Genomic DNA, 10,361 nt, shown 5'->3' on the forward strand with positions numbered 1-10,361 from the left:
CCGGATGTCGGGGCCAAGCCTTTTTGCCTTCTTTTGTGGCGTTTGACAAAAGAAGGTCGCCGGGGGGCGAAACGGGAGACATCAGCTAAACGCCGATAAGCAGCTTGAACACCGAAAACAACACACAAACTTGCCAGTCCGGTATCAAAACTGGCTTTCCCGAGATTCCGAGAAGAATCCTTTAAAAAGGCAGCAGCCGCTTCAGCGGCGAACATGACTCGCGGCTGCGGCGGCTCCCGCGATGGAGCAGGCTCAGGCCGCCGCCAACAACGCCTCCATGAACCCCAGGGCCACCGGCAGCGAACGGCGGCCATGCTCGAAGAAGGCCACATGGCTGCCGCCCTGTTCGATGTGCAGGCGTGCCTGGGGCAGGGTGCGGGCCACGTGTCTCGAGCCGCCGATGTGGGTGGTCTGGTCGTTGTCGCCGGCCACCACCAGCGCCGGCACCTCGATGTACGGCAGGATCCCATGCAGGTCGGTCTGGTTCAGGGCATGGTTGAGCCTTGCGTAGCGATAGAACAGCTCGGCGTTGGTGTAGGGATACAGCGCCAGGTGCGCGATGGGCTCCGGCGTGGTCATCAGCGTGGCCGGATCGACGAACATCTTCTGCAGCTCGCGGGCTTCTTCCCGGTCGCTGGCAGCGGCCTCCATCAGCCACTCGAAATTGCGCTGGTGCGGGGTGCGCCAATCATCCTGGCCCAGGGTGTAATCGCCGTGCCACAGGCTCAGCGAATGCACGCGTTCGGGCTGACTGGCCGCCGCGCAGAGGGCGATCATCGCGCCGCCGCAAATGCCTATCAGGTGCGCCGCCGGCTGGCCGAAGTGATCCATCACGACAAACAGGTCCGCCACCTGCGCATCGGTGTCCACCGCCAGGCTGTCGAAGTGCTCGGTTCCCCCGAACAGGCCACGGGTCTCCCAGGTGAACACCCGGTACTGCGCGGCCAGGCCCTGCACCCAGTCCTGACACAGCTCGAACGGCAGGCCGCAGGGCAGGGCCAGCAGCAGGGCTGGCAGGTCGGCTCCGCCGCAACTGTAGATGTTGAGTGGCGTGCCGTCGAAGCTGGCGATGACCTCGCGCTGTACGCCGGCGGGGGCCGAGCTGAAATCGAAGTCGGCGATGAGTTGCTCGCTGTGCGATTCCACATCCACGGGGCCGCTCGGCAGCACCTGGCTGAGGCGACGGCTGATCAAGACCTCGAAGGATGACAGTTGCGCGGGGGTGTCATGGCAAAACCGCAGCTGTTGTACGCCACAGGCGGCGAACGCCTGGCTGACCAGGTGCTCGCAGGCCGCCAGGTGGCTGGCGGGCACAGGATCGAAAGCGATGTTCAACGGGCTGGGCAGGTTCACGGCCAGGTGACGCAGCAGGCGCACCGCCTGGCACACCCGCAGGGTCGGGTCGTTTGGCAGGGTCATGGGGCAGCTCCGCAAAAGACGAAAAGGGGGGGGTGGCAGGGCCGGAGCCGGCCCTGTCGAGGGGCTTAGCAGGCTGTTGAAAAACTACCTGCGTTGACAATACTGCGTTAAAAACAGCCTCAAAATGCTCATTTACAGCACGTAAACTGCGCTTTTTCGGCTGTTTTTGCCTTGTCTTGCCTGCCTCGCCTACGTTTTTCAACGGCCTGTTAGTTGCGCTCGAAGCGCTTGCCGCGTGTGGTATGGGTAACCAGGCGGTTGTAGGCCGGGGTGTGCTCACCGACCACCTGCACCGCACCGTAGTTTTCCAGGCTGATCTTGCCGCCGTACTCCTCGATGTGATCGGAGTCCGGGTATACGTGTACGAACGACGGCACGTAACGCGACGCGAAGCCCATGCGCATTTCCTCGCTCTCGCCACTGTGCGGGTAGGAGGCGTGCATCAGGGTCGACCAGAAGATGACGAACTGGCCGGCCTTCATTTGGATCGGTACCGCCTTGCTTTCGTCAGGCTCCCAGTTCTCGTCGATCTGCAGTTGGCGATAGTCGTAGCCGAAGAAGCCGCGGCGCACGCCGTTCTTTTCCTTGGCGTTGACCTGCTCCGGCGAGTACTCCATGCGCTTGGTCTCGTCGTAGTTCATGCTGTTCTGCGTGCCGGGGATGAACTGCAGGCAGCCGTTGGCGATGGTCACGTCGGTGAAGGCAGTCCAGACGGTGATGGTGCCGCCGAAGTCTTCATGTTCCGGCCAGATGATCTGCGGCTTTCCGGAGGCATTGGCGAAGGTATCGGCCTGGTGCCAGTCGGTGCCTTCGTCGCCGGGGTACTTGGGGAAGAACTCGCTACGCCAGCAGATCACGTCAGGGCCCAGGATGCTCTGCACGCGGTCGCAGATCTGCGCGCGGCAGATGTGGTCAGCGAGGAAGTCATCGTCCAGGTGGCGGTCGTAGTTGGCGATGTTGGTGGCGCCGGAGATCGCGTCCAGGTCCTGATAGACCGCATGGCTGCGCTCGAGCAGGCGCAGGCGCGTGCGCCGCCAGATGTCCTTCATTTCATCCTGGGAATAGGCGGTGAACGGACCGATGAAACCGTCTCTCTCGAACTGGGCGCGTTCTTCGGCGGTGAGGTGAAAGCGTTGCTCTGTAGCGACTTCAGACATGGGCTTGCTCCTGCGAACGTTGGGCGTTGCCAAGTGACATTTCGATGCTCTGGGCCAGAACCCGCGCGGTGGCACCATCGGCCAGCACACCGGGGTTGAGGTCGATGCGGTAGTGGGTTTTCAGAACGCTCAGGGCGCGGATCAGTGCCAGCGAGGTACCGCCGAAGTCGAAGAAGTCGTCGTCCAGGCCGATGCCCTTGAGGCCGATGTCTTCGCACCACACCTCGAGCACGCGGCGCTGGTGTTCCGAAAGGTCGCCTTGTTGCTGCGCGGCAGGGTGTTCGGCACTGCTCGGCGAGGGCAGGCGCGCGCTGTCGATCTTGCCGTGGTCGGTCAGTGGCAGTTGCGCCAGTGCCACATAGGCCGAAGGACGCATGAAGTCGGGCAGTTGCTCGCTGGCCAGGGCAGCCAGGCTGTCGCGCAGGGCAGGGCTCAACTGCCCGGAGCCGTCGGCTGGCACCACGTAGGCCAGCAGGCGTACGTCTCCGTCGCCGTAATCCTGGGCACACACGTGGCTGGCGCTGATCAGTCCGTCGCGCTGCAGGCAGGCCTGCACTTCACCGGCTTCGATGCGGAAGCCGCGTACCTTCAGTTGCTGGTCGGCGCGGCCCTTGTAGTGATGCACACCCTGCGCGTCGCGGCTGAGCAGGTCGCCGCTGCGGTAGGCGCGGGCCTGGCTGCCGGGCAGGCTGACGAAGCGCTCGGCGGTCAGTTCCGGACGATTGAGGTAGCCCGGTGCAACGCCGGCGCCTTCGATGAACAGCTCACCCACTTGGCCATCGGCCACGGCAGCGCCGTGCTCATCGAGCAGGTGCAGGATCCAGCCATCCAGTGGTTGACCGATCGGTACGCTGGCGTAGTGCTCCAGGTCCTGGGCCAGTACGCGGTGGAAGGTGGTGTGCACCGTGGCCTCGGTAATGCCGTACATGTTCACCAACTGGGGCCGGGCGTCGCCATGGCGCGCTACCCAGGACTGCAGCACGCTGGACGGCAGCGCCTCGCCACCGAACACCACGTAACGCAGAGCCAGTGGCTCGGGGGCCTGCTGGTTGGCCTGATCCAGACCGCGGAACGCCGAAGGGGTCTGGCTGAGGACGGTGACGCCGGTCTTGGCCAGCCATGTCTGGAAGGCCTGCGGCGAGCGGGAAACCTCGTAAGGCACGATCGCCACATGCCCGCCGTGGGCCAGGGCGCCCCAGATTTCCCAGACCGAAAAGTCGAAGCCGATGGAGTGGAACATCGACCACACATCGTCGCTGTTGAACTCGAAGCGGCGCTGGGTGCTGGCCAACAGTGCGCTGGCGTTGGCATGGGTGACCTGCACGCCCTTAGGGGTGCCGGTGGAGCCGGAGGTGTAGATCACATAGGCCGGTGACTGTGCCGGGTCGCGGGCATCGCCGGGTGTCAGTGGCGTGTCGCTGCTTTGCAGCAGGGCGTCGATGCCCAGCAGCCTGATGCCTTCGGGCAGCGGTTGTTCCAGGCTCTGGGCATCGCCGATCAGCACCTGCAGGCCGCTGTCCTGAATGATGTGGGCGATGCGTTTTGCCGGGTAGCGCGGGTCGATCGGCACGTAGGCACCGCCGGCCTTGAGGATGCCCAGCAGGGCACTGACCAGTTGCGTGCCGCGCGGCAGGCACAGGCCGACCAGGGTGCCGGCCTTGACGCCCTCGGCGCGCAAGTGGGCGGCCAGGCGTGAAGACGCGGCATCCAGTTCCGCATAGCTCAGAGCCCCGTCCTGGTCACTGACCGCGATGCGCTCGGGAACGGCGCGGGCCTGGGCGCTGAACAGCTCGTGCAACAGGGCAGACTTGGGCAAGGGGCTGCCGGAGAAGTGGCCTGGGCTGCCAGAGGGGGGAGAAATCGGCATTCGATAACGCTCCTGTAAAGGTCGCAAAGGGCATTACGCCATGGCGCCGAGCCTGGGCGCAGGGTGGTGTGTTTGCACACATTGAAGAATTGGAGCACCGAGGCGTTCGGGGTGTCTGTCGAGGGAATCCGGGACAAACCCTCGCTGTCCGACTGTCCCGGTTTGAGGTGACAGACAGCCTCGCGCGGGCGGTGCTTAGATCGTCGGCTGGTGGGCGCGCCATGCACGGTTTCAGCAGCAGCGCCCTGAGCTTTTGTCACTGCCTGGGAGCCGCCCATGACCGCAGAAAACCCTGTCTCGCCCACCGCCTGCCAGGCGGGCCGTACGATGCCCTTGCAAGCGCCAAGCGAGGCGCTGGACGACCGCGTGCGCCTCTCGCGGCTGTCGCCGCAGGCCAGCTTGCCGCTGGTGATAGAACCCGCGCAGCCGGGACTGGATGTGCTGAGCTGGGCGGCCGAGCAGCGCGCTGCGCTGGACGCCCTGCTGTGTCAGCACGGCGCGCTGCTGTTCCGTGGTTTCGGCCTGGACAACGTGGCGGCCTTCGAGGCCTTTGCCGAGGCGCTGTCGCCGGGATTGCACGGCGCCTACGGCGACCTGCCGAAAAAGGAAGGCGGGCGCAACGTGTACCGCTCGACGCCTTATCCGGAGCAGGAAATGATCCTCTACCACAACGAGAGCTCGCATCTGGAGAGCTGGCCACGCAAGCAGTGGTTCTACTGCGAGCTGCCGTCCAAGGTGGGTGGCGCCACGCCGCTGGCCGACATTCGCGAGGTACTGCGTCGGCTACCGGCGCAGGTGGCGCAGGCCTTCGCCAGCAAGGGCCTGCGTTACAGCCGTACTTTCATCGAGGGGGTCGAACCGAGCTGGCAGCAGTTCTTCGGCACCGAGCAGCGCGAGCAGGTGGAGGCTCACTGCCGCGCGCAGGGCACTGCCTACGAATGGCTCGACGACGACACCCTGCAGATCCATACCCACTGCCCCGGCGTGCTGCAGCATCCGATTACCGGCGAGACGGCGTTCTTCAATCAGGTGCAATTGCATCATCCGTACTGCCTGGGCGAAGACATGCGTGAGGATCTGCTCGACTTCTTTGGCGAGGGCCGCTTGCCACGCCTGGTGAGCTATGGCGACGGCAGCCCGATCGACGACCGCACCATGCAACTGATCGGCGAGGCCTATGAGGCCTGCGCGGTACGCTTCGACTGGCAGCAGGGTGACCTGGTGATGCTCGATAACATGCTCACCGCACATGCCCGCGACCCGTATCAGGAACCGCGGCTGATCGCCGTGGCCATGGGCGAGATGGTCGAGCGTGACCGCGTCTGGAGACAGCCATGAGCACGACCGCCGACAAGCCCGCCAAACCCGGTTCGCTGCTGCGTCTGTTATGGCGCAGTCACCCGTGGCTGACCCTGTGCACTGTGCTGACCGGGGTGATCAGCGGGGTGGCCTCCATCGCCGTGGTCAACGTGATCAACACGGCAATCCACGACACCGCCGCACGCTCTACAGCGTTGTACTGGTTCGTCGGCCTGAGCGTGGTGGCGTTGCTGTTTCGCAACGGCGCGGCACTCTTTCCGGCCCTCGCCAGTCGACGCATCATGACCCACCTGCGCATCGCGCTGTGCCGCAAGATCCTCACCACGCCGCTGGAAGAAGTCGACCGCCGCGGCGCAGCCAATGTGCTGACCATGCTCACCACCGACATCCCCCAGCTCAGCACCACCCTGGTGGTGATCCCCACGGTGTTGGTCGAGGCCACGGTGTTCGTCTTCGGTATCGGCTACCTGGCCTACCTGTCTTGGGTGGTGCTGGCCTTCACCCTGGGGCTGATGCTGCTCGGCGTGGTGCTGTATTTCTTCTGTTTTGGCAAGGGTATCGGCGTGTCGAGCCGCATGCGCGACGAGTACACCGCCTTCAACGAGTACACCCATGCGTTGGTGTTCGGGCTCAAGGAGCTCAAGCTCAACCGCATTCGCCGCAACTGGTTCAGCCGTACGGCAATCGAGGCGTCGTCTACTCGTGTGGCGCAGTTGAATTTCATCGAAAGGGTGTGGTTCACCCTGGGTGACAACGTCGGGCAGCTGACTCTGTCGTTGCTCATCGGCTGCCTGCTGTTCGTCGCGCCGCAACTGGCGGTGCTCGAACCCAGCGTGCTGACCGCCAGCCTGCTGGCGGTGCTGTACATCATGGGGCCGGTATCGCTGCTGGTGGGGGCGATGCCGGTGCTGGCACAGGGGCGGGTGGCGAGTACCCGCCTGGCGCAGTTCGGTTTTTCCATCGACGCGCATCACGGTCATACCGCCGAGCCTGAAGTGCCAGCGCTGCCCGCCGCAGTCGGCAGCGAAGGCATGGCCGATATTTCCCTGCACGGCGTACGGGTTCAGTACCAGGGCGCCGATGCCAGCACAGGCTTTGCCCTGGGGCCGATCGACCTGCAACTGGTGCCTGGGCAGTTGGTGTACATCGTGGGTGGCAACGGGTGCGGCAAGAGCACCCTGGCCAAGGTCTTGTGCGGGCTCTACGTGCCCAACGAGGGCCAGCTCAAGCTGGGCGAGCAGGTCATCGACGAGGACAACCGCAGTGCCTACCGCGACCTGTTCTCGGCGGTGTTCTCGGACTTCCAGTTGTTCAACCGGCTGATCGGCCCGGATGAAAACGGCGCCTGCCCGGAGACCGCCAAGCAGTACCTGGAAACCCTCGGGCTGGCCGACAAGGTGCAGATCCAGGGGCATGGTTACTCGACGCTCAAGGCGCTGTCGTACGGGCAACAGAAGCGCCTGGCACTGGTGTGCGCCTACCTGGAGGACCGGCCGGTGTACGTGCTGGATGAATGGGCTGCCGACCAGGATCCGCCGTTCAAGCGTTTCTTCTATGAAGAGCTGCTGCCCGACCTGAAGCGACGCGGCAAGACGGTGCTGATCATCACCCACGATGACCAGTACTTCCAGTTGGCCGACCGCATCATCAAGCTCGACAGCGGACAGATCGTTTCCGACGTCGATTGCGCCTTGCAGGAGCGGCAGGCCTAGTTCCGGCTTTGCAGCTAAGGCGGTTTATACGCCACCGCTGCTGGGTGCCTTGAGTCAACCCGCCGCCCTTGCGGCGGGGCACTTCTGTCGCGGCAAAAGTGAGCAAAACCGCGTGTTCCTGGTTTGGGGCCATCCCTGGCTAAGCGGGGAGAACCGGTTTCAGCCGAGAAGCGCTTCGCGGCCAAAGCCAACGGCTTATACCAGCCTCAGCACACCGCTTTCAGCGCGCTGTCGAAACGCTCCAGCACCTGGCCGATCTCCTCATCGCTGATATTCAGCGGCGGCAGGAAGCGCAGTACCGAGCTGTGCCGGCCGCCGGTTTCGATCAGCAGGCCTTTGCCAAAACACTCGCGCTTGATGGCCGCAGCCAGGGCCTTGTCGGCCGGGCCGGGGCGGCCGTCCTGGCCGGGCTGGGCGATTTCCACCCCGAGCATCAGCCCGCGCCCGCGCACTTCGGCCAGCGCCGGGTAGCGTCGGGCCAGGCTGTCCAGTCCCTCGCGCAGGTGCTCGCCGGCCTGTGCGGCACGCGCCACCAGGCCGTTGGCCTGGATGTGCTCGATGGTCGCCGCGCCGGCCACCATGGCGATCTGATTGCCACGGAAGGTGCCGGCGTGCATGCCAGCGGTCCAGGTGTCCAGGTGCTCGGCGAAGACGATCAACGACATCGGGTAGCCACCGCCGATGGCCTTGGACAGCACCAGGATGTCCGGCACGATGCCCGAGTGCTCGATAGCGAACAGGCTGCCGGTGCGGCCCAGACCGGTCTGCACCTCGTCGACGATCAGCAGGATGCCCAGCTCCCGGGTCAGCTCGCGCAACTGGCGCATCCAGTTGGCCGAAGCCGGAATGCAGCCACCTTCACCTTGCACCACCTCCACCAGCACGGCGGCCGGCTGCTGCACGCCGCTCTCCGGGTCGCTCAGCAGCGTGCGCAGGTAGTCGATGCTCAGTTGCTCGGTGTGGCGACCGTCGGTGCCGAACGGGCAGCGCAGCGGGTAGGGGAAAGGCATGAAATGCGTACCGGCGGTCACTGCCGCGGCGTGAAACTTCGGCTTGAGGTTGCCCATCGCCGACAGCGCCCCAGCGGTCATGCCGTGATAGCCGCCCTGGAAGGCCAGCAGGGTCGAGCGCTGGGTGTAATGGCGAGCCAGCTTGATGGCCGCTTCCACCGCATCCGAGCCGCTGGGCCCGCAGAACAGAACCTTGCCATGGTCGCGCAGTGCCGGGGGCAGGGTGGCGAACAGTGTCTTGACGAAAGTGTGCTTGGCCGGAGTGGCCAGATCGAGTGCCTGTTGCAGCTGATCGGTCTGCAGGAATTCCAGCACCGCGTCGCGTACCGCTGGCGGATTGTGCCCCAGCGCCAGAGTGCCGGCATTGCTCAGGCAGTCCAGGTATTCACGGCCCTGGGCGTCCTTCAGACGCATGCCATTACCCTTGACGAACAGTTGCTTGAAGTTGGCCGCATAAGTGCGGGCGTTGGATTCCACTTTCGATAGATCGCTGAGTTCTGGCATGTCCGATCGTCCGCCTGCGCAAAAAGAGAAAGCCTCGTGGGCGCCTCGATTCTCCGGCAGTGCCGGCGGCCGGACAATTTGCCGCGACCCGGCTGTCCCGGCTTTCCATGCCAGACATTGCCATGGGCCGTAGCTTCAATACCGGCTCCGTAACTCCAAGACAGGTGTGTACCGCTCATGAGTGAAACGATCTTCCTGGCATTGCTCGCCGTGTTGGCCGTGCCGGGGCCGACCAATTCGCTGCTGTTCCAGACCGGTGTCAATCGTGGCTTGAATCTGCGCGCCTTGCAGTGGGTGGTAGCGGAATGGTTGGCCTATGTGCTGCAGATCAGTGCCTGGGGCCTGACCCTGAACTGGATCGCCCGTGACTACCCCTGGGTGGCAACGCTCAGCAAGGTCTTCGCGGTCGGTTTTCTGTTCTACATCGCCATCAAGCTGTGGGGCGCGGCGCGCCGGGGCGCCGGGGACAGTACGCCCGGGCTGTCCCCGGCCGGGCTGTTCGCCGCGACCCTGAGTAACCCCAAGGGGCTGTTCTTCGCCTCTTTCGTGGCGCCGGCTGGCACCTTCATGCAGGGCGACAGCTACCTGGCGTTCATGGCGGCCTTCACCCTGGTCGTGCTGCCGGTGGGTAGCGCCTGGGTGGCGCTCGGGGCATTGTTCGGTGGTCGCCTGAGCTCCGATCACGCCACCTTCTGGGTGAACCGTGGCGTGTCGATGGTCGTTGCTCTGTTCGCCAGTGGCCTGCTCTACCAGACTGTTGAAAAACTACCTGCGTTGGCAATACTGCGTTAAAAACAGCCTCAAAATGCTCATTTACAGCATGTAAACTCCGCTTTTTCGGCTGTTTTTGCCTTGTCTTGCCTGCCTCGCCTACGTTTTTCAACGGCCTGCTACAGCGTCGCAGTCAAGCCGTTGCTGGCCTGAGCCGTTTCATCCGCCCCTGGCGCTAGCCACCTGGTGCGGCGCGGGGGCCCTTATCAGGGAGCTGGCTGCATAGAGGCCAGTCACCCGCCGATGCTTCTCGCGGTATTCACAGGCCACCAACGGGCTTTCAAAGGGTGGTGCCGCGATCACCCGCATGATTCGTCCGCCTGCGCGCAGGCGCACGTACTGTCCCGCCTCGAAATCATTCATCAGCCTGCCTCCTGGAAGAGCTCGCCCCGTGCGCGCCCGTTCGCAGGCATTCGAGCAGCGACGCAGGTCCTTGTCTGTCATCGGAAAACCGGACAGCCACCACGGCGAATCGGGGACAGCTTGTCCGGGATTTGCGTGACATACACCACCACCAGCGGCTGATTAAAGTCCCCGGCACTGGGACAGGTTCGCCCGTGGAGGGCGTGCCCGGCCGTCACGATGCTATGGGAAATCACGC

Annotated in this window: 9 protein-coding genes; 3 read left to right on the top strand and 6 right to left on the bottom strand. The window is 64.5% G+C overall.

Features of this window, described 5'->3' with window-relative positions; translation table 11 throughout:
* From ACSVIK_RS23335 to ACSVIK_RS23350, 4 genes are all read right to left on the bottom strand, one after another.
* Nucleotides 1-215: hypothetical protein (locus ACSVIK_RS23335; protein ID WP_442446532.1), on the bottom strand; the 215-nt coding region annotated here is incomplete at its 3' end.
* A 37-nt stretch (nt 216-252) separates the two neighbouring features.
* Nucleotides 253-1,419, bottom strand: a complete 1,167-nt coding sequence (locus ACSVIK_RS23340; RefSeq protein ID WP_442446533.1) for an alpha/beta fold hydrolase — start codon at nt 1,417-1,419, stop codon at nt 253-255.
* Between the two features lie 209 nt (nt 1,420-1,628).
* Nucleotides 1,629-2,576, bottom strand: a complete 948-nt coding sequence (gene syrB2, locus ACSVIK_RS23345) for a syringomycin E biosynthesis L-threonyl-[L-threonyl-carrier protein] 4-chlorinase SyrB2 (RefSeq protein ID WP_442446534.1) — start codon at nt 2,574-2,576, stop codon at nt 1,629-1,631.
* Entirely contained in the window at nt 2,569-4,443 is a 1,875-nt protein-coding gene (locus ACSVIK_RS23350; RefSeq protein ID WP_442446535.1) for an amino acid adenylation domain-containing protein, read from the bottom strand. The genes syrB2 and ACSVIK_RS23350 overlap by 8 nt, the downstream gene beginning before the upstream one ends.
* A 276-nt stretch (nt 4,444-4,719) precedes the next feature.
* Here ACSVIK_RS23350 and ACSVIK_RS23355 point away from each other — a divergent pair, with 276 nt between their 5' ends.
* The gene (locus ACSVIK_RS23355) at nt 4,720-5,781 is read left to right on the top strand and encodes a TauD/TfdA family dioxygenase (protein ID WP_442446536.1); all 1,062 of its coding nucleotides are present in this window, start codon (nt 4,720-4,722) and stop codon (nt 5,779-5,781) included.
* The gene (locus tag ACSVIK_RS23360; protein WP_442446537.1) at nt 5,778-7,475 is read left to right on the top strand and encodes a cyclic peptide export ABC transporter; all 1,698 of its coding nucleotides are present in this window, start codon (nt 5,778-5,780) and stop codon (nt 7,473-7,475) included. Before ACSVIK_RS23355 ends, ACSVIK_RS23360 begins: the two co-directional genes overlap by 4 nt.
* A 206-nt stretch (nt 7,476-7,681) precedes the next feature.
* Here ACSVIK_RS23360 and ACSVIK_RS23365 read toward each other — a convergent pair whose 3' ends face one another.
* Entirely contained in the window at nt 7,682-8,989 is a 1,308-nt protein-coding gene (locus ACSVIK_RS23365; RefSeq protein WP_442446538.1) for a diaminobutyrate--2-oxoglutarate transaminase family protein, read from the bottom strand.
* A gap of 177 nt (nt 8,990-9,166) precedes the next feature.
* On the opposite strand from ACSVIK_RS23365, the gene ACSVIK_RS23370 reads away from it, so the two are divergent.
* Entirely contained in the window at nt 9,167-9,781 is a 615-nt protein-coding gene (locus ACSVIK_RS23370; protein ID WP_442446539.1) for a LysE family translocator, read from the top strand.
* A gap of 138 nt (nt 9,782-9,919) precedes the next feature.
* On the opposite strand, the gene ACSVIK_RS23375 is transcribed toward ACSVIK_RS23370, so the two are convergent.
* Nucleotides 9,920-10,123, bottom strand: a complete 204-nt coding sequence (locus ACSVIK_RS23375) for a hypothetical protein (protein WP_442446540.1) — start codon at nt 10,121-10,123, stop codon at nt 9,920-9,922.
* Between the last annotated feature and the right edge of the window lie 238 nt (nt 10,124-10,361).

The sequence above is a fragment of the Pseudomonas sp. NCHU5216 genome, from assembly GCF_052156495.1.
Lineage (GTDB): Bacteria > Pseudomonadota > Gammaproteobacteria > Pseudomonadales > Pseudomonadaceae > Aquipseudomonas.